This window comes from Akkermansia sp. GGCC_0220 (assembly GCF_017566105.1).
GTDB lineage: Bacteria > Verrucomicrobiota > Verrucomicrobiia > Verrucomicrobiales > Akkermansiaceae > Akkermansia > Akkermansia massiliensis.
Genome location: NZ_JABFCI010000006.1, coordinates 68321 through 90992, shown reverse-complemented (window position 1 = coordinate 90992; position 22672 = coordinate 68321). Strand labels below are relative to the sequence as shown.

Here is a 22672-nt window from a genome sequence, read left to right as displayed (position 1 = left end):
GGAAGGCGCCCGCGTTTTTTTCTTTTGCGGCTGTTTTTTCATGAAGATGCGGGGAAAATGGCAGGAGGTGTTTTTGGAGTCATTTTAAACGATCTTCCTTTTCTGCACGGCTTCCTAGTTGTTTCTTTTGTGATATTTTTACCATTTGGGCGCATTTGAGGGGAGGAAAGTTGTTTTTGTCCCGGAAGCGTCTCTTTTTTGGTTGCGGAGAAAAGCCAATTTACTAGAATGCAACGACCATGACAGACCAAGAAAACATGAAGGCCGCCGTTCCGGATGCGGCCAGGCGATACATGCGCTACCTCCTCATCATGGCCGGTTTGGGCGGCCTGCTCTACGGTGTGGACGTCGGCGTGATTGCTGCGGCGCTCCCCTACATTGAGCAGACGGCTGGTTTCAATCCCTCCCAGCTTTCCCAGGTGGTGGCGGCCGTGCTGTTCGGCAGCGTGCTTTCTTCCTTGTTTGCCGGGTATCTGGCGGACAAGTTGGGACGCAAGGCGCTGATTACCGTAGCCGCCGCCCTGTTCACGGTGAGTATTCCCGTGATCTGCCTGTCCCAGGAAGTGTTCGGCATCATGCTGCTGGGCCGTATTCTCCAGGGCGCCAGCGCCGGTATTGTAGGCGTGGTGGTTCCCCTGTACCTGGCTGAGTGTTTGAGCGCGGAATCCCGTGGCAAAGGGACTGGGATGTTCCAGTTCCTGCTGACGGTGGGCCTCGTGTTCGCCGCCGTAGTCGGTCTGCTTGCCGCCAGTTATGTGGGCGGCGTGGAAAATTCCGGCGCGAGCGAGGAAACGCTGACTTCCGCCAAGATTTTTGCGTGGCAGGCCATTTTCTGGGTTTGCGCCGTTCCCGGCCTTTTCCTGTTTTTCGGTTCCTTCCGTTTGAGCGAATCCCCCCGCTACCTGTTCCGCCGCGGCCGCAAGGATGAAGCCATGGCCGTGCTGGTGCGCAGTTATGGAGATGTGCGCGCCAAGGAGGTGTTTGATGAAATGGTCCACATTGAAGAGGAAGAGAAGCAGAAGGCTGAAGAGCTTAAGAAGCAGAGTTCTTCCGGTGAATCCCTTCTTCAGCGCAAGTATGTGTATCCCTTTGTTCTGGCGGTCCTCGTCCTGGCGTTTACGCAGGCCACGGGTATCAACTCCGTGCTGAATTACTCTGTGAAAGTGTTCCAGCAGGCCGGCCTGGAAGGCACCACCGCCAACTGGGCGGACTTCACCATCAAGGTGGTGAACTGCTTGATGACCATCGTCGCCATGATCCTGGTGGACCGCAAGGGCCGCAAGTTCCTGCTCAAGATCGGCACTGCCGGCATTGTGGTGGGTCTGCTCGGCACCGGGTTCCTGTTCAATAATGTGGAAAAAGCCCGCAAGGACGTGACCACGGACGTGGCCGCCCTGCTGGCCGCCCAGAGCCCTTCCGTCCAGAAGGAGTTTGACCAGGGCAAGGACGTAGGCTCCATCCGCACGCTGCAGCTGGAACGCACGCCCGATTCCCCCTTCGTCAAGAACCTGCTTGCCAAGAACGGCATGGGCGACAAGGACATCAACAGGATGCAGCTCATCATCACCTATGACCAGCCGGAAGCCAATCCCGCCTGGTACCAGTTCCTGATGGGTTCTTCCACCCAGCTTTCCGTGGTGGAATTTTCCGAGCTGACCAAGGATGCCAAGGATATCAAGAAGGAAGAGGACAAGGCTTCCCTGGCCGTGATCAAGGCCGTTCCGGATTCCACCAACAAGATGGTGGTGAACGGCAAGGACGGCTATGCCATGAAGCCCGTTTCCATCCTGAAGGCGGAACTGGGCGAGAAGCCGGATACCTCCATGGGCTGGGGCGTGACCGCCTTCTTCATCATCTTCATCGCGTTTTATGCCACCGGCCCCGGCGTGTGCGTCTGGCTGGCCCTGTCCGAACTGATGCCCGCCCGCATCCGTTCCAACGGCATGGCGATTGCGCTGCTGATCAACCAGCTTGTTTCCACGATCATTGCCGGTTCCTTCCTTCCGTGGGTGGGAAGCTGCGGCTATTCCGGCGTGTTCTTTACGCTGGGCGGCATTACGGTGCTGTACTTCATTACGGTGACCTTCTTCCTGCCTGAAACCAAGGGCCGTTCCCTGGAGGAAATCGAAGGCTACTTCACAACAGGCAAGATGCCGGAAGATCTCAAGATGATCGGTGAAGGCATTGAAGCGGAAGAATAATCTTCCCTCCTGGGGTTTTCAAAGCCGCCTCCCCGTCCGGGGGGGCGGCTTTTTCATGTTCCGCCAGAGGAAAATGTTTGCTCCATGGCTCCGGAAACCTGGCTGTTCCGGGCTTCCGGCATTTCCGGAAGGAGCATGCCGGGCGTGTTTAAAGACCGGAAGAGGCGGCTTGCGTAAAGTCTCTTTTGTACGGGAGAGGTCCGGGGATGAATCCTGGAACGGGCAGGCCAAGGCTCTGCTGCGGCTCGCTTGAAAGACCCGTGGCGGACGGGAACGGCCAGACCCCTTTTTCCGCTTTCACTGGAAAGGAAGATGGCGTTACTCGGTACGCGGTGCTTTTTTCTGTTTGGCCTGCCAGTCTTTAATGGCTTCCGCAATGGGGGGATACCCGTTTTTCATGTGGAAGTCATAGGCGGTCTGGCCGTCATCGTTGCGAAGGGCGGGATTGGCGCCGTTGTCCATGAGGCAAACGGCTATCTCAGGAGAGTTGCAGGCCATCAGCGGCGTCAGGCCGTCCACGTCCGGCTGGTTGGGGTCCGCTCCCGCCTTGATGAGAAGTTCAATGAGGGGGATGAGGCGTTCCGCCGGTTTTTCCTTGGTGCAGACCAGATGCAGGGGGGACTGCTTGCTTTCAAAGAAGCGTTCGTTGACGTCGCAGCCTGCCTTGATGAGCCGTTCGTAAATGGCAGGGGAAAGGCTGAGGAAGCCGACTCCGCGCGCCTGGGCGTTTAACCTGCGCTTGAGGTCCGGAGAACCGGCGTCCAGCAGGGCCAGGGCTATTTTTTCCTGTCCCGGATCAGAGTCATTGAGGGCGGCGGAGTACATGAACGGGGTGACGCCCCACGGTCCCGGCTGGTCCGGGTCGGCCCCGTGCTTGAGCAGGGACTGCACCAGCGGCAGCCTGTCTTCCGCCGTGGAGTTCATGTAAAGGCCCGAGAGGCAGGCCCAGGTGAGGGGGGTGTCTCCCGGTTCCTTAGTGCCGTCATGCATGAAGATGGATTGGGCGTTGACGGGAGCGCCCGCTTCTATCATCCGGATGGCCAGTTGATTCAATCCCAGGGCAATGCAGAGGTGCAGGGGCGTGTTGCGGTCCGGAGCCTGAAGCATGAGGTTGCCAGTCTCCCGGAATTGCTCCAGCATCCGGTAGCACTGGAGGATGGAGTGGAATTCCTGTTGAGCCTCTCCGGCGAACATGATTTCCAGGGGCCAGGAGTCGTGCAGGAAGCGGAGGGTAAGTCCCAGCAGCTTTTCATTTGCCGCTTGGATTTCCTGTTTTTCCGCTTCCGTGAGCTGGATCGTCCTTTCCTCCGCATCCGCCAGGGGGGCGGCTGCGACGGCTGCTGCGGACAGAAGCAGCATGGACCCTGTCATTTGTCTCATGGCATCCTTATAGGGGAAGGAAAGTGGCCTGTCACTTCAAATAAGGGGCATTATCCCAGTTTGGAGAGGCTGACATGGACTGCTTCCACCGTACGGTCAATGTCTTCTTCCGTATGGGCCGTAGAGATGAAGCCCGTTTCATACGGGGAGGGGGCAAAGTAGACGCCCTGTTCCAGCATGTTCCAGAAGAAGGGTTTGAAGAGTTCCTTGGAGGCTTTTTGCGCGGAGTCCAGGTCATAGACTTCCTGCTCCGTGAAGAAGAGGCAGAACATGGAGCCTGCGCGGTGGAAGGTGTAGTTTTTTCCGTGTTTCCGGAGAGCTTCCCTGATGCCTTCCTCCAGGCGTGCGCCGAGCTGTTCCAGGCGGTCGTAGGCGTTTCCGTCCAGGAGCTCCCGGAGCTGGGCAAGGCCCGCCGCCATGGCGACGGGGTTGCCGGAGAGGGTGCCCGCCTGGTACACGGGGCCGATCGGGGAGAGGCAGTCCATGATTTCCGCACGGCCTCCAAAGGCCCCCACGGGGAGGCCGCCGCCGATGACCTTCCCCATGCAGGTGAGGTCCGGCGTGATGCCGTGAAGCTGCTGCACGCCGCCGGGCGCGACGCGGAAGCCCGTCATGACTTCGTCAAAGATGAGCAGGGAATCGTGCCGGAGCGTGATTTCCCGCAGAAAATGGAGAAAATCGTTCTGCGGGAAGTAAAGCCCTGCGTTGGCCGGGAAGGGCTCCAGGATGACGGCCGCAATGTCGTTCCCGTGGAGCTCAAAGGCTTTTTTCACCGCTTCCCGGTCGTTGTAGGGCACCGTAATGGTGAGCTGGGTCATTTCCCTGGGTACGCCTGCGCTGTCCGGTTCTCCGAAGGTGAGCGCCCCGGAGCCCGCCGCCACCAGCAGGGAGTCCACATGGCCGTGGTAGCAGCCGATGAATTTGATGATTTTGCGGCGTCCGGTGTAGCCGCGCGCCAGCCTGATGGCGGACATGGTCGCTTCCGTTCCGGAGTTGACCATGCGCACTTTTTCCACGGAGGGCACCATGCCCGTAATCATTTCCGCCATGTCCACCTCCGCCGGCGCGGGGATGCCATAGCCCAGCCCCCTGTCCACGGCGGCATGGACGGCGTTCAGAACGGTCTGCGGAGCGTGGCCCAGAATGGCCGGGCCCCAGGTGCCGATGTAGTCAATGAGCTGGCGTCCGTCCGCGTCAGTGATGTAGGCTCCCTTGGCGGATTGGACAAAGAAAGGGTCGCCGTCCACGTTGCGGAAGGCTCTGACGGGGGAGTTGACGCCGCCGGGGATGACGGCGCGCGCGCGGGAGAAGAGCTGGGCGGATTGATTCATGTGCTGAGGGAAGCAAAAAGGGCAAACCTTGAGAAAGGGTTGCCCTCATTGAAATGGGTTCTATTCCCGAACCAATACTGATTTAAGCTTCAGGAGCGGAAGCGGGAGCTTCAGCGGTTTCGGGAGCGGCTTCTTCGCTCTTGTTGCTGTAACGCCATTTTACCTTGTTGCGCTTGCTGGCGGAACGGGCCTTGCGGCGGCGTTCGTCCATCGGGGTTTCAAAGGCGCGGCGGCGGCGCATTTCATCCAGAATGCCTTCAACATCCAGTTTTGTTTTGAGGCGCTTAAGAGCGCGGTCGATAGGTTCACCTTTTCTTACGGTAACTTCACGCATGATTTGTTTTCCTTTTTCTATTCGTCCGGGAACGGGAGACAATACGTAGTGCTTTCCTGCTTACAGGTCAAGATTTTTATCATGGCTGACCCATTTTTTGCCTCTGAAAGAAGGGTTCCGGCGCCCGGGGCGGAGGGGACAGCCTGTCTTGCGCCGTTTTCCGGCTCCGGAACGGGCTTCAACTGTCCTTGCCTTACGGTATGGGGCATGGTAGAAAGGAACGTCTCCCATGAATCGGCTGCATACATTGATTGACGGATTTCCCCGCGTGCGGATTCTCTGCATCGGTGACGTAATGCTGGACAAGTTTCTGTACGGGAGCGTCAGCCGGATTTCCCCGGAGGCTCCGGTTCCCATCATGAAGATGGACCGGGAGACGCGCATGCTGGGCGGCGCGGGCAACGTGGTGACCAACCTGTGCGCACTGGGATGCCGCACCACCTTCGTCAGCGTGGTGGGGAATGACGGCCATGGACGGCAGGTAAGGCGTTTTCTGGAAGAGACGTGCTGCGTTCCGGAGCTGGTGGAGTGCGAAGGGTATGAGACGACCGTGAAGGTCCGTTTTGTGGCGGGGAAGCACCATTTGCTGAGGGCGGACCAGGAACAGCCGCTGCGGATGGTTCCGGAGCTGGCCTCCCGTTTTCTGGAACGGGTGGACGCCTGCCTGCCGGAGGCCGACCTTGTTCTTTTGTCCGATTACGGGAAAGGGCTGTTTGACGGGCAGACAACCCCTGACGTGATCGCCCGGTGCTGTGCGGCGGGCAAGTCCGTGATTGTGGATCCGAAGGGTTCGGATTACTCCCGTTACAAGGGGGCCACGCTGGTGAAGCCCAATATGAAGGAGTTCCAGGAGGCGACCGGGGTGACGCTGAATCCTTCCGCGACAGGCTGGGAAAGGGATGCCATCGCAGGGGCGCAACGGCTGTTTTCCGAGTTCGGCATTGAGAATTTGCTCGTCACCCTGAGCGAGCACGGCATGATTTTCATTCCTTCCTCCAATCCTTCCGATTTTGTCTGCATTCCCACGGAGGCCCGTGAGGTTTTTGACGTGTCCGGAGCGGGGGATACCTCCCTCGCCAGCCTGGGCGCGGCGCTGGCGGCCGGAGCTACGGTGCCGGAGGCCCTGGTGGTGTCCAACGTGGCCGCCGGAATCGTGGTGGGCAAGTTCGGAACGGCCAGCGTGACCGGAGCGGAGCTGAAGAAGGCGCTGGAGGAGAAGGCCCTCAAGGCATCCTCCTGGCATCACCGGAACAATATTCTGACGCCGGAAGCCGCGGCGGAGCTGGCGGAGCGTTTCCGACGGGAGAAGAAGGTGGTGGGGTTTACAAACGGTTGTTTTGACCTGCTGCACCTGGGGCACCTGCATTCCTTCATGAAGGCGCGGGAAGCGTGCGACGTGCTTTTCGTGGGGCTGAATACGGACGCCTCCATCAAGCGGTTGAAGGGAGAGGACAGGCCGATCAATAATGAGGAGATGCGTTCCCTGCTGCTGGCCTCCCTGGATTTTATCGATTACGTGGTGCCGTTTGACGAGGATACGGCGCTGCCGTTGATTGAGAAGTTGCGCCCGGACGTGATCGCCAAGGAGGGCTATCCTCTGGAACGCTGGCCGGAAGGGCAGTACGTCACATCTTACGGGGGACAGGCTCTTGAGCTTCCCCGCCTGGAGGGCTTTTCCTCCACCAATATCATCAACCGCATGAAGAACAGTCCGGAATGAGCGAGTACATCAGGAATCAGATTTTAGGAATAGCGGATAATTTCAAGGCTCTGGCCGCCATGGCCGGAGAGATTGAACAGGTCGCCCGCGTCTGCGCGGATACCCTCAAGGCCGGGAACAAGATCATGTTCTGCGGCAACGGAGGCTCCGCCGCGGATTCCCAGCACCTGGCCGCCGAGCTGGTGGGCCGCTACAAGCTGAACCGTCCCGCCATGAATGCGCTGGCCCTGACGGTGGATACCTCCATCCTGACCGCCGTAGGGAATGATTACGGGTATGAAACGGTCTTTTCCAGGCAATTGCAGGGATTAGGCCGTTCCGGTGACCTGTTGGTGGGGCTTTCCACGAGTGGCAATAGCCAGAACATCGTCCTGGCGATGGAGCTGGCGCGCCGCATGGGCGTCAGGACCGTGGCCCTGACGGGCCAGGGCGGCGGGGAGATGAAAACCGTGGCGGATTTCTGCATTGCCGTTCCTTCCGATGCCACGAACAATATCCAGGAGATGCACATTGCCGTGGGCCATCTGGTCTGCGAGCTGGTTGAGCAGGAAATGTATGGCAGCTAAGGCTCTGTTTCTGGACCGGGACGGCGTGGTCAATGTGGACGGCGGCTACGTGCACCGCATTGAGGATTTTCAGCTGGTTCCCGGTATTCTGGACCTTTGCCGCCGGGCGAAGGAGAAGGGGTATCTGGTGCTGGTGGTGACCAACCAGTCCGGCATAGGCCGCGGCATGTTTACGGAAGGGGATTTCACCCGGCTGACGGAGCATATGAAAGGCGCGTTCAGCGCCGCCGGAGCGGAGATAGCGGATGTGTTCCACTGTCCCAGCGTGGATGACGGCCATCCTGACCGGAAGCCGAATCCCGGCCTGTTTTTGAAAGCCGCCGCCGCCCATGGACTGGATATGGCGGCTTGCGTGTCCGTGGGTGACCGGGAGCGAGACATTCGCGCTGCGCTTGCCGCCGGAGTGGGGCGGAATTTCCTTTTTTCCGCGGAAGATGTCCCGACTCTCGCCACAGCCCGTGTGGAGGCGTTGGAAGAAGTAGCGGCGTGGCTGTAAGCTTGGGAGTGATTGCTCAGGACTGCCCTGTCAGCCCTCCCCGTGTTCCGGCCGCCGGGATGTAATGATGGATGTTCCTGCTTCAAAAAGAAAGCTTTACAAGGGAATGAATATTTCTTATCTATCCAATAGGATGAAACCCTTGCTACCCCTGTTATTGATTGCGTTGTTTCCTGGCCTGTGCGCCGCTGCCAAAACCGCAGAGCCGGCCATGCCCGAGCGGCTGGAAAAAAGAGAAGCGGCCACCCGCATTACCTATCAGGGCGGAGACGGCTCCAGCTTTGAGAAGGCCGTCGTGATTGCCGGAGCGAAAAGTTCGATGGATGGCGTTCCTGCCGAACGGAAATGGCTCAAGAAGAAGTACGGAAATTACGAAAAGCTCAAGCAGGCGCTCGTCAAGGAAGGAGGCAAGTATTATGACCTGGTCACGATCAGGACGAAAAAAGGCAAGGAGCTGGTCGTCTATTTCGATATTTCCGGATTCTTCAATCGTGAAGAATAGGGGAGGCCGTTCTTTTGCAACTCTTGATGGCGTGCCGTCCCCGGCTGTCTGCCCGGTCGTTCCCGTGTTTTAGCACATTCCCGCTTTTCCCGTCCCGGGAGCTGCTCCTCCAGCGGCGGCCGTCGCGATGTGGAACCGGGCATGAAGGAGGGAAACGGAGAGCCGGGTTGGGAATCCGGCGGTGTTTGCGGGAACAACCGGATTCCTGAATGACTTATCCCCGGAAGAGGCAACTTCCCGAATGGGGCGAAGTAATTTGACATACGGGGAGCGCCCTGTTAGAAGTGGGGCGATTGGTCCGTAGTTTCGTGGACTTGTCCTGTACAGGCTTTTTACTTTTGCACATATGAACTTGATTTCCTTCCGATCCATGATGGCGGTTACGGCGCTGGGAGCCGGCCTTGCCCTTCCGGTGTTCGCCCAGTCCTCTTCTCCGGCCTCTTCCTCCGCGCCTGCGGCCTCCCGCGCCAAAAAAACGGCCAAGATGCCGGTGTATCCCATCCCGCAGAAGATGACCAGGAGCGGCGGTTCCGTGACGGTTCCGGCCCTGAAGCTGTCGGGAGCGCGGGACGAACCTACCGTGAATGCGCTGAAGAGCATGTTTTCCATCGCTCCGAACGGGCTGCCCGTGCAGATGTCCATCATCAAGGGAAGCAAAAAGGCCGCCGGGAATGTTCCGCAGAAGGCCGGGGCTTATTCCCTGAGCGTCACGCAGCAGGGCATCCGGATGACGGGCTATGACGACGAAGGCCTGTTTTACGCGGCCCAGACGCTGCTTCAACTGGCGGAGAAGACTCCTTCCGGCGTAACGGTGCCTGTGGTGGAGGTTCTGGACTGGCCGGACGTTCCCTTCCGCGGCACCATTGAAGGCTTTTACGGCCTGCCCTGGGGGCAGGAAGGACGCATCAGCCAGTTCAAGTTTTACGGGAAGTACAAGATGAATACTTACATCTACGGCCCGAAGGACGACGTGTTCCACGGTTTTTCCAAGCGTTGGCGCGAGCCGTATCCCGCGGACATGGCGAAGGACCTGAAAGAGCTGGTGAAGGTCGCGAAGCAGAACAAGGTGAATTTTGTCTGGGCGGTGCACCCCGGAGCGGACATTCACTGGGGGGAGGCGGACCGGAAAGCCGCCGTGAAGAAGTTTGAGATGATGTATGACCTGGGGTTCCGCTCCTTTGCCGTGTTTTTTGACGATATCGGCGGGGAGGGCGCCAAACCGGAAGGCCAGGTGGAGTTCCTGAATTACCTGAACAAGGAGTTTATCCACAAGAAGCCAGACGTGACTCCGCTGATCGTGTGCCCCACGGCGTATTCCGGCGGAGGTGGCCGCTACCACGAGGTGATGGGGGAACATCTGGACAAGGACATCGGCATCATGTGGACCGGGTCCAGCATCGTGAGCGATATCCGGACCCCGGCCTTGAAGGGGATCAACAAGTATTTGCAGCGGCCGGCGTTCATCTGGTGGAATTTCCCGGTGACGGATTACGTGCGCCACGCCCTGTTCCTGGGGCGCACCTATGGCGTGGATGCGGACGCGATGCCGTTCATGCAGGGGTTTGCTTCCAATCCGATGGACAAGCCGGAGGCCTCCAAGATTTCCCTGTTCAGCGTGGCTAACATGACCTGGAATGCCAAGGCCTATGATTCCGACAAGACATGGAAGGACAGCATCCGGATTTTGTTCCCCGGCTGTGCCTCCGCCATGCAGACGTTTGCCGACCATAACAGCGACGGGGGGCCCAGCGGGCACAATTACCGCAAGGAGGAGTCCGTAGAGATTGCCCCCGTGGTGGAGCAGGTGCTGGAATTGTGCCGCCGCGGCGCCAAGGTGTCTGAAAGCAAGGCGTTTGACCGCCTGAAGGCCGAGTTTGCGAAGATGGCCCAGGCTCCGGACATGATCCGGGCGAAATCGAACAATCCCGCTTTCGTCGCAGAGGTAGAGCCGTGGCTCATCCAGTTCGAGTCCCTGGGCAAAGCTGGAATGAACAGCATGCAGATGATTGAGGCCACGGAGGCGGGAAATGCCTCCGGAGCGCTGAATTACGCCATGGAGGCCGCCTGCCTGCTTGCCGAGATGCAGCGTTACAGCAAGGAGATCAGCAAGGCCATCAACAAGCACGTGACGGAGGTGACCAAGAAAAATTCCCCGTGGCAGACCGCCGTCAAGCCGTCCGAACTGGTGATGGCCCCTGCCGTGCGGGAGCTGCTGGACATGGGGTCCACCCCCGTGCTTTCCCGTGTGAGCGGACAGGCCGTTGGCCGTGTGAAGCCTTATGTTTCCACCAAGTCCAAGGGAGGGATCGAGAAGATGCTGGATGACGATCCCGAGTCCTTCTATTATTGCAAGGAGGTCCAGAAGAAGGGCGACTTTTTCGGCGTGGACCTGGGCGCTCCGCGGGAGATACGCACCGTTTCCATCGTGATGGGCCGCAATGATTCCGATACGGATGCCGTGAACAAGGGCCAGCTTGAGGTATCCATGGACGGGCAGTCCTGGTCGCCCCTGATGCCGGAGTCCAGCGGGCTTCGCGTGGAGTACCAGGGAAATGGCAAGAAGGGCCGTTTTGTACGCTACCGTGCTACGGCGCAGGGTGTTCCGGGCGGGAAGTCCGACGTGTGGACGGCCATCCGGGATTTCAAGGTGAATGCCCCCGCCGCTCCTTCCGTGCTGACGGACGCTCCGGCGTTCAAGACTGCTGTGGTTGAAGCCGGGGACAAGGATATTTCCCTGAAGCGCATCATGGAGGTGCATCCCCTGCCGCCGAAGAAGTCCCTGGGGCTTCAAATTCCGGCGGGAGCATCCGTGGAGTCCGCCTCCGTCAATTTGAAGACGCCGGACATGAAGTGGGCCAAATTGTACATTTCCATGGACGGAAAGTCCTGGACGGAGGTTCCGTTGAAGGCGGACGGTTCTGCGGAGATTGGCGGCGTGATCAAAGGCATCAGGCTGTTGAACGCCGGATCCTCCCCACAGGAGGTGACCCTGGAAGAGTTCAAGCTGAATCTTGCCAACAAGGGAGGAAAGTCTGTCGACAACGGAGCCGCCGGGGATTTCAACCTGGCTACGTTCCTCCCGGTGGAGCTGTCTCCGGAGAAGGTGGAGATTCCCTGTGATTCCCCCCGTGCGAATTCCGCCATTGTCCTGTCCGACGGTAAGGAAGCTTCCGTGCTGGCCTGCGGGGCCGACGGACGGTGGGTTCCCGTGGGCAATTTGGCCAAGGGCAGGAAGGTGAATACGTTCAGCCTGAAGTCCGTCAAGAAGCCGGTGAAGGCCCTTGGCCTGACCGGGAAGAAGGGAAGCTCCGTGAATATTTTTGAAGTGATCTGGAAGTAACGGGTTCCGCCGGGGGCTGCCGCATGCGGCAGTCTTCCGCGGGGCGATGCCCGTTGACCCTGGGGCGGCTGTTTCCTCCATGGAATGGCCGCCCCGGCTTTTTTCAGTTCCTGGTTTGCCGGGAGGCGCGTTTTTCCGCCAGGTGCATGCAGCCGAGGACGAGGGCGATGATGACCAGCGGACCCAGGATGTCCGCATACCCCACCATGCCCGTGTTCACAGGGGCCACGCAGAGCAGAAACCACCAGCCCAGGGCCAGCAGGCGGAGCAGGGGCGGAGCTCCGTTGCCGGAGAGGAAGACGTAGATGACGAGGGCCCATAGCTGCGGGAAACGGGGCAGCGTGACCAGCCATTCCCGGTGGTCCCCGCCGGGCCAGACAAGCGTGCCGTAGGGGCCGGCTGCGGGGAGGTCGCCCCACATGGCTCCCGCGGGAAGCGCCAGGTTCATCAGCAGGTTCAGGAGCAGTCCCGCATAAACGGCGATCATCAGGGCCCTCCATTGGGCGCCCGTACGCACCGCCAGGAACAGGAAAGCGGGCACCAGCAGGAAAGGCGTCAGTTCCAGCGCTCCCATCCAGGCGGGGAGGACGGTGCCTATTTCAGCGTAGCGGTCCGCGCCCTGCGGAACGGCGGAAAGAAGAGCCCAGTACAGGAGCATCAGGAGAATGCAGCGGTACCTGGCGCCCCGGCCCACCGGGCGTTCCTCATCCGGAGGAAGGCCCAGCCATGCTCCGGAATGGGGCTGGTTGGAGGGGTACTGCATGGCGGGTTGGGAATGGAGCCTTTTGTAACGGGAATAGGCGGCTTTGTCAATAAAGCCCGGTTCAGGTCCGGAACCGGGATTGTTTTTCAACAAAATGGGCATTCCTGCTGTCCACATTGTGACAAAGTTGTTGCCATCGGATTCTTGCCGCGGGCGGCTTCTTCTGCTAGTCGGTGCCTGAAAGGGCGCGGAAAAATGGCTGTGCCCCAGTAACTCATTCCTTTTGATTATGTCCCATTCCAGATTCCTGACGATTTTACCGGCCCTGTTTTTCTGCCTGCTGGCTGTTTCCTGCGGAAAGAAGGAGAAGGATGATCCGAACGTCATTGAATTGAACTTCGGCCATTTTCCCAACGTGACGCATGTGCAGGGCCTGGTGGCACACCATTTTTCCCGGCAGGGGAAGGGGTGGTTTGAGGAACGGCTCAAGGAGGCCACCGGAAAGGACGTCAGGATCAACTGGTACGTGTACAATGCGGGGCCCAGCGCCATGGAGGCCGTGTTTGCCCGCTCCATTGAACTGGCTTACGTGGGACCAAGCCCGGCCATCAATGCGTTTGTGCGTTCCCGCGGGGATGATATCAGGATGATTGCCGGGGCCGTGGAAGGAGGCGCCGCCCTGGTGGTTCCGGAGGATTCCACCCTGAAGGAGCCTGCTGATTTCCGCGGCAAGGTGATCGCCACTCCCCAGCTGGGGAATACGCAGGATGTTTCCGCCCGCGCCTGGTTTTCCCGCGGCGGCCTGCACGTGACGCAGCGCGGCGGGGACGTGACGATTCTGCCCACCCCCAATCCGGAGCAGCTCAGCCTGTTCCGGCAGGGCAAGCTGGACGGCGTGTGGACGGTGGAGCCGTGGGTGAGCCGCCTGGTGATGACGGCGGGGGGAAAGGTGCTGGTGGACGAGAAGGAGTCCATCGCCACCGTGCTGGTATGCGGAGCGGATTTCCTCAAGGAGAAGCCGGAGGTGGCGAAGGCCCTGGTGCAGGCGCATGAAGAGCTGAATGAATGGATAAGGCAGCATCCGGAGGAGGCCCGGGCGATCGTGGTCAAGGAACTGGAGGAGCTGACCCATTCCAGGATAGACCCGGCGTTGATTGCGGAGGCCTGGAAGAGCATCGTCATGAAGGACAGGATTTCCATTCCCAAGCTCCAGCAGTTTGTGCGGGACGCCCATGAGGCCGGTTTCATGAAAGAGGTTCCGGACGTGGGCGGCCTGGTGGTGCCGGAGGCGGCGGAGGAACAGTTGACCATGGTGAAGGAGGCTGCCGGAAGATGATTGTGGGTGAAGAACATTGCGGCCCCGGAGGGTGCAAGCTCCGCATTGCCGGAGTGAGCAAGGTGTTTGACGGGCGGCGCGGAAAGGTGGTGGCGCTGGAGGGCATCAATTTGAATATCAGGGGCGGCGAGTTCGTCTGCCTGGTGGGGGCCAGCGGCTGCGGAAAGACTTCCCTGCTGAATATCATCGCCGGGCTGGAATTTCCCACTTCCGGGGTGGTTGAGCTGGACGGGGTTCCCGTGACGGGGCCCGGACGGGACCGCACCGTGATGTTCCAGGAGTCCGCCCTGTTTCCGTGGCTGGACGTGATGGGGAACGTAATGTTCGGCCTGAAGCTGACGCCCGGCCTGACGCGGGGGGACCGGCTCGCCATTGCGGAGAAGAATCTGGAGCTGGTAGGGCTGAAGGAATGCGCGCATTCCCATATTCATGAACTTTCCGGTGGGATGAAGCAGCGCGTGGCGCTTGCCCGCGCCCTGGCTACCAGCCCCCGCATCCTGCTGATGGACGAACCTTTTGCCGCCCTGGACGCCATGACCCGCGAACAGCTTTACCAGGATATTCAGGATATCCATTTCCGTTGCGGCATGACGATCATTTTCGTCACGCACAATATGCGCGAGGCCGTGTGCCTGGGGGACCGCGTGGTGCTGTTTACTCCGCATCCGGGCCGGGTCTGTGAGGAGTATTTCGTGGACCTCCCCCATCCCAGGGATATCAACAGCCGCGATCTGGCGCAGTTGTCATCCCGCATCACCCGTGATTTGAAAGGAGCCATGGCATGAACAGGAACAAATGGTCCAAGTGGGGAGCCCATGCCTGCTCGCTCGTGTTTTTCATTCTCGTGATCTGGTTGTGGCAGTATTTGAGCGACCAGAAGGTCTGGAAGCCCTATTTGTTTCCCTCTCCGCTGGAGGTGTGGGAGTATTTATGCTCCTCCTTCCTGGACGGATCTCTGGAGGAAGCTTCATGGATTACTGTGAAGAGGCTGGTGATGGGGTATGGAATAGGCCTGGTGATGGGGATTCCCCTGGGCATGCTGTGTTCCCGCTTCCAGCTCATGCAGAATACCCTGGGCCTCGTTTCCCTGGGGTTCCAGGCCCTCCCGAGCGTATGCTGGGTTCCGCTGGCTACCCTGTGGTTCGGCCAGACGGAGGGGGCCATGCTGTTCGTGGTGATCATGGGGACGCTGTGGTCCGTGATTCTGGCGACGGCCAACGGCATGAGGAACGTTCCGCCCATTTATGCCCGCGCAGCGCGCACCATGGGCGCTGGCCCCATTTATTGCCTGATTCACGTGACGTTGCCTGCCTCCGCCCCGTTTGTGGTGAGCGGGATGAAGCAGGGCTGGGCCTTTGCGTGGCGTTCCCTGATGGCGGCGGAAATTTTCGTTCCCATCCTGACCGGCTTCGGCCTGGGCCAGCTTCTGCACTTTGGCCGGGAGTTGAACGCGATGAACCAGGTGGTGGGCATCATGTTCGTGATCGTGGTGATCGGCCTGCTGTCTGACAAGATTCTGTTTTCCCCGCTGGAACGGTTCCTGCACCGCCGCTGGGGGACGGGGCAGGCCTGAGGGCTGCGCCTTGCAGACACAGATGAGCTGGTTGCGTCCGGCGAGGGGAAAGCCCGTTACTTGCCGGGGGATTCCAGGTTCCTTTTAAGAGCGTGGACTTCCTTGATGAGGGCCGGGAGCTTTTTGAGCGCGGCGTACTGGCGGCTGGCGTCCTTGAACGGAGATGCCGGGAAACCCCAGTAGGCGACGTTTTCCGGGATGTCCGAGATGACTCCCGTTTTGGCTCCCAGAACGGATTTCGAGCCGATTTTAAGGTGTCCGGAGATGCCGACCTGGGCGGCGATGGTTGCATAGTCGCCGACTTGGGTGCTGCCGGCGATTCCGGATTGGGCGACAATCACGCAATGCTTGCCGACGACGACGTTGTGGCCGAGCTGGATGAGGTTGTCTATCTTGGTGCCTTCCCCCACGATGGTGCGGCCGAACCTGGCACGGTCAATGGTGGTGTTGGCTCCTACGTCCACGTCGTCCCCCAGCTCCACGATGCCCACCTGGTCAATGCCCACGTAACGGCCGTTGTCTCCCATCAGGAAGCCGAAGCCGTCGGAACCGATGACGGCCCCCGGCTGGATGGTCACCCGGCTGCCGAGCTTGCAGCGTTCCCGGATGATGACATGGGCGTGCAGGCGGCAGTTTTCCCCTATCGTGACGCCGTCCCCGATGTCGCAGCCGTTGCCGATGTCCGTGCCGTCGCCAATTACGCAATGGGCGCCGATGCAGGTATAGGCGCCCACATGGATTTTGTCCGGATTGAAGGTGGCCGTGGGGTCGATAATGGCTGTGGGATGGATGCCGGGCGTGAACCGGTAGGCGGAAGCCATGAAGTATTTCACCAGGGCGTTGAATGCCATGGAAGGATTGTCCACTTCCACAAAGGCGACGTTTTCCGGGTACGCGGGCAGGGCCGGAGGCACCAGGACGATTCCGGCAGAGGTGTGAAGAAAGTCTTCGAAGTATTTCTCGTTGCCGAGGAAGGAGGCTTCCTCATGAGATGCGTCGAGAAGGGAAGCGACCCCGAACACAGTCAGTTCGGGGTCGCCAGAAAGGATTTTCCCTCCGGTGAGGGCGGCCACGGCTTCAAGTGTAAGCTTCATGGGAGTATGATTCCGCCTTCCCGGGGGTAATGTCAAGGGTTAGTTGGCCGGAGCCGCGGGAGCGGCAGGAACGGCCGGGGTCTTTTTCTTGGTGGGGTCAAAGCCCTTGGGAGCGTCCTTGTTGAGTTCCTTCATCACGGAGGGGGTGATGTCCATGCTGGGCTTCGTGTACACGAAGACCTGGTTGGAACGGAGAGCCTGGGCGCTCTTGTCCAGAATGAGGTCATAGTTGCCCTTGGTGGCGATGCCTTCCGTGATCTTGGTGATTTCACCCATGATCTTGGTGGAGCGCACCTTCATCTGTTCCTGAAGGGACTTGAGCTGGCGTTCCACGAAGCCGCGGCGTTCCTGTTCCAGCGCGATGACTTCCTGACGCTTGATCTGGGCTTTCTGTTCCAGCTCCTTCTTGTCCTTTTCATTCAGCATGGGATCCTGAAGCTGTTTGACCATGTCGTTGAAGTCGGCTTCCATCTTCTTGATGGTTTCCGCGCGGGTGTTGTTGGTTTCCTGCACGGTCTGGGCAGCCTTGTCTACTTCTGCCTGGGCTTCATGGGTCTTATAGTAGTCGGCGAAGAGTTTCTGCACGTCCACCGTTGCTACTTTAAGTTCGGCGTTGGCAGTGGCGCTTAATGCCATTGCAGCTGATACACATAATGCTGTTTTGAAGAATCTCATAATTTTTAGCGTCTTCTGACTTTGCCAGTTTACATGTGGAACGGCATGCGTCAACCTTCTAGCTATATTTCAGGATTGAACTTTTGTCATCATGGGGCCACTTTAGGCGCATGCAAACATTTTCCACCAAGGCCCAGTTGAAGGCGGCCCTTCTCAAGCATCACCGCAAGCATGACCACGTGGTTCTCGTTCCCACGATGGGAGCGCTTCACGACGGGCACCGCGCCCTGCTGGAACAGGCCCGCAAGCTGGCGGGAGAAGACGGCGTGGTGGTGGCCAGCATTTTCGTCAATCCCATCCAGTTCAACAATTCCTCCGACCTCCAGACCTATCCCCGCACCCCTGAAAAGGATTTGGAGGTGTGCGAGGGAGCGGGCGTGGATTACGTGTTTTCCCCCTCCCCGGAGGAGATGTATTCCGGGGAGCGCAGCATTACCGTGGAGGAGAGCTTTTTATCCGCTACGCTGTGCGGGGCGTCCCGCCCCGGACATTTTTCCGGCGTCTGCACGGTGCTTGCCAAGTTGTTCAACCTGGTGCAGCCCACGGACGCCATTTTCGGCAAGAAGGATTACCAGCAGCTGGCGATTATCCGCCGCATGGTGCGTGACCTGGATTTCCCGGTGCACATCCACGGGGCGGAGATTGTGAGGCATGGGAACGGCCTGGCCTATTCCTCCCGGAACGCCCGGCTGACGGCGGAACAGAAAGAGCAGGCCGTGGTGATACGGAAGGCCATGCTTCAGGCCAGGGACGAGTTCCGGGCCGGAACGGATGTCCGGACGGTGAAGGAACATGCCGCCGCCATGATTGGGGCCGTGCCCGGCACGCGCATCGATTATCTGGAGATTGTGGATGCGGAGACGATGCAGCCGCTGGAGGAGAACCGGAATCCGGCCCTGATGGCCGCCGCCGTCTATTTTGGCGACGTGCGTCTTATTGACAATATAGAACTTTAATCCGGCACGGATTCCCTTATACTGCGCCCGTGATTACCGCCGCCAACCTCCACCGCAGCTATTCCATCGGCAAGAAATCCATTGAGATCCTGCACGGGGTGGACCTGCACATTGCCGCCGGGGAGAAGGTGTTCCTGTGCGGTCCCAGCGGAGCCGGCAAGACCACGCTGATGTACACGCTGGCCGGGCTGGAGACGCCCCAGGAGGGAAAGGTGACGATTGACGGCACGGATATTTACGCCTTGTCCGCTACGGCGCGGTCCGTGTTCCGGAACCGGAACATGGGATTCATTTTCCAGAATTACCTGCTGATGCCGGAGCTGACGGCGCTGGAAAACGCGTGCCTGGCTTCCTCCATAGGAAGGAGGCCGCGCGTGGAGTACGTGACGGAGCTGATGGCGCGCGTGGGCCTGTCCCACCGCCTGAACCATCTGCCCAGCGAGCTGAGCGGCGGGGAGCAGCAGCGCGTGGCGATCGCCCGCGCCCTGGCGAATGACGCCCCGATTATTTTTGCAGATGAACCTACCGGGAACCTGGACCGGAAGAACGGCGCGGAGGTGCTGGACCTTTTGTTCGGCCTGGCGGACGAATCCCGCAAGACGCTGGTAATCGTGACGCATGACGAACACCTGGCCCGCCGGGGGGACCGCATCATCACGATCATGGACGGGCAGGCGGTCTGAGGCCGTCCGGTCCTGCGAGTTTTTTATCTCTCCTTTTATTTGCCGTCCGCCGCCAAATGCAGGACGGCCTGGTGCACGCCCCGGACCACTTGGGCCATGCGGCGGTAGTCCAGCGTTTCCGGCAGGTCTCCGGGCTGATGGTAGTTCGGGTTCCGGAAGAAGGAAGTGTCCGTAATCATGACGGCGGGCAGGTCTTTGGCCCAGAAGTTGCGGTGGTCGGAGAAGTCCATGCACATGCCCTTGATTTCCGGCAGGTTCAGGCGGACGGTAGGCAGGAAGGACTGCATGTTTTTCTGGACTGTCCGCGCCAGCCTGACGCTGTCCCAGTTGCCGACGATGGCGATGAAGTCCCCCTTGTCCGGGTACAGGGCGCCCATGCCCGCGGCGGGGTAGGACTGGCTGTTTTCCCTGTCCGAGAAGTAGCCGATCATTTCCAGGCAGATCATGGCTTTCACGCCTATCTGCTCCGTATAAAGTTTTTGGGCGTGCTGCGCGCTGCCCATCTGTTCCGTGCCGAAGTAGGGCGGTTCCTCGTTGGCATACGCGATGAGTTCAATGGTGTCATGGGGGGAGATGCCCTTGAGCATGCGTCCCAGGGCCAGCAGTCCGGCTACGCCGCTGGCGTTGTCGTCCGCTCCGGGGGTGCTTCCGCAGGTGTCGTAATGAGCGCCGACGATGACCCTTTTGGCGGATTTGCCGGGGAAAACGGCGCTGACGTTGACGAAGGTGCGCTTGTCCGCCGTGAAAGGCTGGTACGTGACCGCGGCTCCCGATTCCGACAGGGACCGGGCGATGTATTGGACCGCCCTGGCCTGGTTCTTTTCATAACCCGCCGGGCGCGGGTGGCAGGTTTTGGCCAGGTAGAGGACGTCCTTTTTCAGTTCCTGCTCCAGCCCCGGGCGGACGGCCGCGGCGGGAGCGCCGCCGGCCGCGGGGGTGGTGCAGTGGGAAATGATGCAGCCCGTGGAGACGGTGAGGATGGCCAGGGCGGAAAACAGAGAGAGATAAACCCGGAGCTTCATGCTCCCTTTATATCAATCTATGTCTGGCGTGACAATTTCAATGTGAGAGGTCTAATATGGAGTATTCCTGCATGTTTTTCTCAGCAAATCATAAATCGCCGTTTTTTACCGGTGAGGCGGCAAGAGAGATAACACCGGACCCCTGAATACAGCCTGTATTTTATATGGAAAAGGGAGCAATCTACTCTTTTTAGGATTAGGAAAGAGTTGCTGAATGTCCGGCGAAACTGAAGTTTACTGGAGCGGTGAGATTAACGGGCCTCACTAGGATGGTCATTTGAACGTTCCGGTTGAATTGACAATGTTGTTGTTCACTGAAGGAATAACCTTGGGAAAATCGATCGTCATCACTTCCATAAGCATCAATCTTATTTTCCGGATCAAAGATAAGATGTTTGCCTTGTTTATTCTTTGTCAGGAGAACGGCATGCCGTTCATCGCCACTTGCGTTGGAGGCGGTAACGATCACACTTGGGTAACCTAACTGAGCCCAAAGAATATGCAGTAAAATGCACCGTTCCCTGCAAAAGGCGATTCTGCGTTCAAACAAAGTCATCAAAGGGACAATAGGGTTTATTCGATAATATTCCGTTCGTTCCTGTTGCTTGGATTCTACCTCTTCTCCCTGGAGAGGTCGTCCGAAGGTGGTGACGAAATTCCAGATGTCCGCAAAGTCTTCGGAGAGTGCCTGAATACGTGGATAGTTTTCCAGTTTCGTATTTTGAAGAATTCCGTTAATGAGCGCTGTTTCACTTCCATTAGTGTATTCATTATTAAGGAACTGTACGTTTTGTAAATTCATTGTTTTGATTATGTAATGTTTACTGTTTTTATGATTTGGATTTTCTGCTGCATAGGTATCTTCCCAGAGCAGTTTTCCGGTGTTCCGGGTTCGCGCAGAATGGCACACCTGAATTTCCACTATAGGTTTTCGCGCTGATATTGCCTTCTTGCTTTTCCCGAGAGTGCATTACTTTTGCCGAAAACATCAGACTTCAATCGGAACTTCTCATCTAGAGGGAATCGTCCGATTTTCAGGTTTTCCGTTCGTGGTTGCTTCATCCGGCACAAAAACTGAAGGGAAAGGATCGGTATTGCAATCATGCGGGTTGTTGTGTAGCTTGTTGCGCATGTGGGACTGGATTATGATCAAGGATGCGCTCCGGGCGATCGTTGAAATTTTCATCCTGTGGGTATTCCTGTACCAGATTTACCGCGCTTTCCATGCAACGCGCGGCGCGCGCATCATGGTGGGGCTGTTCGCCTGTTTCCTGGCCTTGGTGGTGCTGGCCTTTTTCTTCCAGTTGAACGTGATTTCATGGATCCTGACGCGCATTTTCGCCCCCGGCCTGGCGCTGGCGCTGGTGGTGATTTTCCAGCCGGAGCTGCGTGTGGGGCTGGCGAAGCTGGGCAGCCATCCGTTCTTCTCCTCCTTCGCCAAGCTTCAGCGGGTTGACTTTCTGGACAATTTCTGCAAGGCGGTGAGCAAGCTTTCCAACCAGCGGTTCGGCGCCCTGTTCGCTTTTGAGCGTAGCATCAGCATGAAGCCCATTGAGGATTCCGGCGTGAAGCTGGACGCCATTTTTTCTCCGGAACTGGCTCTGACGATTTTCCATACCAAGACCGCCCTGCACGACGGAGGCGTGGTGATTTCCGGCGACCGCATTTCCGCGGCGGCCTGCGTGTTCCCGGTTTCCCAGAAGGAGATGAGCGACCGTACCCTGGGGCTGCGCCACCGGGCGGGCGTGGGCATGTCCGAGGAGAGCGACTGCGTGGTGGTGGTGGTGTCCGAGGAAACGGGGGCGATTGCCCTGGCCGTGGGGGGCAAGCTGGAACGCAACCTGACGCCGGAACAGTTGAAGGGCCGCCTTGAAGAGCTATTGAATATTTCTCCTTCCAATGAAAAAACTGCTATTGCTTAACTGGCCGGCCAAGCTGTTCTGCCTGGTGCTGGCTGTGATCATCTGGTCTTTTATCAATCACTGGGTGACCACGAACGACGGCGTGCCCTCCCGTGGGCAGCTTGAGGAGATTAGAAGATCCCATCCCTGAAGATTTACCGTTATGAGGAATTTCATTGTTACCGGAACCGATACGGAAGTCGGTAAGACTTATGTGAGCTGCCTGATCGTCAAGGCCCTGAGAGAAGCGGGCATCAATGCCGCCGGGTTCAAGCCCGTGGCCTGCGGAGACAGGCAGGATGCCCGTCTTCTGCGCGAGGCAGGACCGGCGGGGCTGACGCTGGACGAGCTGAATCCCGTTTTCCTGAAGAACGCCACCTGCCCTTATGTGGCGGCCCGGCTGGAGAATACGCAGGTGGATGAAGGAGCCATCCGCCGCGCCTATGACGCCCTGGCCGCCGCGCATGAATGCGTGCTGGTGGAAGGTGTGGGGGGATGGGAAGTCCCGATAGGCCCCGGCCGGAATTTCAGCGACGTGGCCGCGGATTTCAAGCTGCCCGTGCTGCTGGTGATCGGCAACAAGCTGGGGGCCATCAATCATGCCCTGCTGACGCTGAATGCGGTCAAGGCGCGCGGCCTGGAATGCCTGGGCATTGTGTTTAATAACGTGAAGGATGAATGGGATACAGCCTGCGTGACGAACAGGAGCATGGTGGAGGAGTTTTCCGACGCGCCCATTCTCGGCGAGCTGATCCATGGGCAGGATTCCATGGACATTGACGCCTTGATGGAACGCTTGCGCTGAGCACGGTAGCAGTTTGACGGATGGAAGAAGATGGGGGGAAGAAGCTTTTTCCTC

At 58.9% G+C, this 22672-nt stretch carries 22 protein-coding genes; 14 read left to right on the top strand and 8 right to left on the bottom strand.

The genetic code is table 11. The features are described 5' to 3' along the window. Positions 1–239 precede the first annotated feature (239 nt). The gene (locus HJW02_RS06115; RefSeq protein WP_022396528.1) at positions 240–2201 is read left to right on the top strand and encodes an MFS transporter; all 1962 of its coding nucleotides are present in this window, start codon (positions 240–242) and stop codon (positions 2199–2201) included. Positions 2202–2519: 318 nt separating this feature from the next. Here HJW02_RS06115 and HJW02_RS06110 read toward each other — a convergent pair whose 3' ends face one another. The 3 genes from HJW02_RS06110 to rpsU all read right to left on the bottom strand — a co-directional run bounded on the left by HJW02_RS06110 (position 2520) and on the right by rpsU (position 5246). Next, complete coding sequence (locus HJW02_RS06110; RefSeq protein ID WP_146017867.1) at positions 2520–3581, bottom strand: hypothetical protein; 1062 nt, start codon at positions 3579–3581, stop codon at positions 2520–2522. 50 nt (positions 3582–3631) lie between these two features. Continuing rightward, positions 3632–4912 (bottom strand): glutamate-1-semialdehyde 2,1-aminomutase, encoded by a 1281-nt coding sequence (gene hemL, locus HJW02_RS06105; RefSeq protein ID WP_102721943.1) that lies wholly within the window; start codon positions 4910–4912, stop codon positions 3632–3634. A gap of 82 nt (positions 4913–4994) precedes the next feature. Continuing rightward, positions 4995–5246 (bottom strand): 30S ribosomal protein S21, encoded by a 252-nt coding sequence (gene rpsU / locus HJW02_RS06100; RefSeq protein WP_022396531.1) that lies wholly within the window; start codon positions 5244–5246, stop codon positions 4995–4997. Between the two features lie 229 nt (positions 5247–5475). On the opposite strand from rpsU, the gene HJW02_RS06095 reads away from it, so the two are divergent. The 5 genes from HJW02_RS06095 to HJW02_RS06075 all read left to right on the top strand — a co-directional run bounded on the left by HJW02_RS06095 (position 5476) and on the right by HJW02_RS06075 (position 11870). Beyond that, on the top strand, positions 5476–6966 hold the full coding sequence (locus HJW02_RS06095; RefSeq protein ID WP_102721942.1) for a bifunctional heptose 7-phosphate kinase/heptose 1-phosphate adenyltransferase: 1491 nt from the start codon (positions 5476–5478) through the stop codon (positions 6964–6966). After that, a complete protein-coding gene (gene gmhA / locus HJW02_RS06090; RefSeq protein WP_102721941.1) occupies positions 6963–7532 on the top strand; it encodes a D-sedoheptulose 7-phosphate isomerase in 570 nt (189 codons plus the stop codon). Before HJW02_RS06095 ends, gmhA begins: the two co-directional genes overlap by 4 nt. Further along, entirely contained in the window at positions 7522–8028 is a 507-nt protein-coding gene (locus HJW02_RS06085) for an HAD family hydrolase (RefSeq protein WP_022396534.1), read from the top strand. Before gmhA ends, HJW02_RS06085 begins: the two co-directional genes overlap by 11 nt. Positions 8029–8161: 133 nt before the next feature. Further along, positions 8162–8530 carry a hypothetical protein gene (locus HJW02_RS06080; protein ID WP_022396535.1) on the top strand — a complete coding sequence of 123 codons (369 nt, stop codon included), beginning with the start codon at positions 8162–8164 and terminating at the stop codon, positions 8528–8530. Between the two features lie 370 nt (positions 8531–8900). Next, positions 8901–11870, top strand: coding sequence for a beta-N-acetylglucosaminidase domain-containing protein (locus HJW02_RS06075; protein WP_180971812.1), 2970 nt, complete (start codon positions 8901–8903; stop codon positions 11868–11870). 103 nt (positions 11871–11973) lie between these two features. Here the strand turns inward: HJW02_RS06075 and HJW02_RS06070 are convergent, their stop codons facing one another. Further along, entirely contained in the window at positions 11974–12633 is a 660-nt protein-coding gene (locus tag HJW02_RS06070; protein WP_146019193.1) for a hypothetical protein, read from the bottom strand. Between the two features lie 229 nt (positions 12634–12862). On the opposite strand from HJW02_RS06070, the gene HJW02_RS06065 reads away from it, so the two are divergent. The 3 genes from HJW02_RS06065 to HJW02_RS06055 are packed head-to-tail and all read left to right on the top strand — an operon-like array spanning position 12863 to position 15482. Further along, on the top strand, positions 12863–13909 hold the full coding sequence (locus HJW02_RS06065; protein WP_102721937.1) for an ABC transporter substrate-binding protein: 1047 nt from the start codon (positions 12863–12865) through the stop codon (positions 13907–13909). Continuing rightward, positions 13906–14694 carry an ABC transporter ATP-binding protein gene (locus HJW02_RS06060; protein ID WP_102721936.1) on the top strand — a complete coding sequence of 263 codons (789 nt, stop codon included), beginning with the start codon at positions 13906–13908 and terminating at the stop codon, positions 14692–14694. The genes HJW02_RS06065 and HJW02_RS06060 overlap by 4 nt, the downstream gene beginning before the upstream one ends. Next, positions 14691–15482, top strand: coding sequence for an ABC transporter permease (locus HJW02_RS06055; protein ID WP_022396540.1), 792 nt, complete (start codon positions 14691–14693; stop codon positions 15480–15482). The genes HJW02_RS06060 and HJW02_RS06055 overlap by 4 nt, the downstream gene beginning before the upstream one ends. 56 nt (positions 15483–15538) lie before the next feature. Here the strand turns inward: HJW02_RS06055 and lpxD are convergent, their stop codons facing one another. Further along, positions 15539–16576 (bottom strand): UDP-3-O-(3-hydroxymyristoyl)glucosamine N-acyltransferase, encoded by a 1038-nt coding sequence (gene lpxD / locus HJW02_RS06050; RefSeq protein ID WP_102721935.1) that lies wholly within the window; start codon positions 16574–16576, stop codon positions 15539–15541. A gap of 39 nt (positions 16577–16615) precedes the next feature. Continuing rightward, positions 16616–17212 carry an OmpH family outer membrane protein gene (locus tag HJW02_RS06045; protein ID WP_022396542.1) on the bottom strand — a complete coding sequence of 199 codons (597 nt, stop codon included), beginning with the start codon at positions 17210–17212 and terminating at the stop codon, positions 16616–16618. Positions 17213–17361: 149 nt separating this feature from the next. Here HJW02_RS06045 and panC point away from each other — a divergent pair, with 149 nt between their 5' ends. Beyond that, entirely contained in the window at positions 17362–18207 is an 846-nt protein-coding gene (gene panC, locus HJW02_RS06040; RefSeq protein WP_102721933.1) for a pantoate--beta-alanine ligase, read from the top strand. A 29-nt stretch (positions 18208–18236) separates the two neighbouring features. After that, positions 18237–18890: an ABC transporter ATP-binding protein gene (locus tag HJW02_RS06035; protein WP_022396544.1), complete on the top strand. Its 654-nt coding sequence runs from the start codon at positions 18237–18239 to the stop codon at positions 18888–18890. A gap of 35 nt (positions 18891–18925) precedes the next feature. Here the strand turns inward: HJW02_RS06035 and HJW02_RS06030 are convergent, their stop codons facing one another. After that, on the bottom strand, positions 18926–19912 hold the full coding sequence (locus HJW02_RS06030; protein WP_102721932.1) for a M28 family peptidase: 987 nt from the start codon (positions 19910–19912) through the stop codon (positions 18926–18928). Positions 19913–20108: 196 nt separating this feature from the next. Further along, the gene (locus HJW02_RS06025) at positions 20109–20714 is read right to left on the bottom strand and encodes a hypothetical protein (protein ID WP_146018206.1); all 606 of its coding nucleotides are present in this window, start codon (positions 20712–20714) and stop codon (positions 20109–20111) included. A gap of 328 nt (positions 20715–21042) precedes the next feature. Here HJW02_RS06025 and cdaA point away from each other — a divergent pair, with 328 nt between their 5' ends. From cdaA to bioD, 3 genes are read left to right on the top strand one after another with little or no spacing between them, the layout of a single operon-like run. Next, positions 21043–21834, top strand: coding sequence for a diadenylate cyclase CdaA (cdaA, locus tag HJW02_RS06020; protein WP_022396547.1), 792 nt, complete (start codon positions 21043–21045; stop codon positions 21832–21834). After that, complete coding sequence (locus tag HJW02_RS06015; RefSeq protein ID WP_012419453.1) at positions 21812–21964, top strand: hypothetical protein; 153 nt, start codon at positions 21812–21814, stop codon at positions 21962–21964. Before cdaA ends, HJW02_RS06015 begins: the two co-directional genes overlap by 23 nt. 12 nt (positions 21965–21976) lie before the next feature. Further along, positions 21977–22618: a dethiobiotin synthase gene (bioD, locus tag HJW02_RS06010; protein ID WP_102721928.1), complete on the top strand. Its 642-nt coding sequence runs from the start codon at positions 21977–21979 to the stop codon at positions 22616–22618. Positions 22619–22672: the final 54 nt, after the last annotated feature.